The 352-nt window shown below is 46.9% G+C and carries 1 protein-coding gene; it reads left to right on the top strand.

Features of this window, described 5'->3' with window-relative positions; translation table 11 throughout:
• Window positions 1-114 precede the first annotated feature (114 nt).
• Window positions 115-352 (top strand): hypothetical protein (locus WKU26_RS12720; protein WP_340322326.1); only part of this gene is annotated, 238 nt, incomplete at its 3' end.

The following is a 352-nucleotide window of genomic DNA, read 5'->3' as shown; positions in this document are numbered from 1 at the left end:
GGACACCCGCAAGGAAACCTCCTCTTCCCCACTTCAGCAAAGGCTGGAAGATACGGAGCCGCAACCGGTGAAAATAATGATAGATATCTACAATAAAATAGCCATTATTCCGATATGAATTCCATGGAAAAATCAATGCTGCTTGACAAGCTTTTCGCACTGCGAAAGGCAGACAAGCAGGAAAGGGACAAACTTCTGGAAAAGCTGGACCGGATGACCGAACAGCTGCTGAACCTGAACGAGAGTTCACAGGCACAAATCAAGATTATTGATGAACTGAAACAGATGCTCTCGGATCGTGACGCGCTGATAGCAAAGCTCCAGAAGGAAAACGCAGCCTTGAAGGAGCACA

Source organism: Phocaeicola sp. HCN-40430, assembly GCF_037890285.1.
Classification (GTDB): Bacteria; Bacteroidota; Bacteroidia; order Bacteroidales; family Bacteroidaceae; genus Phocaeicola; species Phocaeicola acetigenes.
The sequence above is the reverse complement of the archived record's forward strand: the minus strand, read 5'-3'. Positions and strand labels throughout refer to the sequence as shown.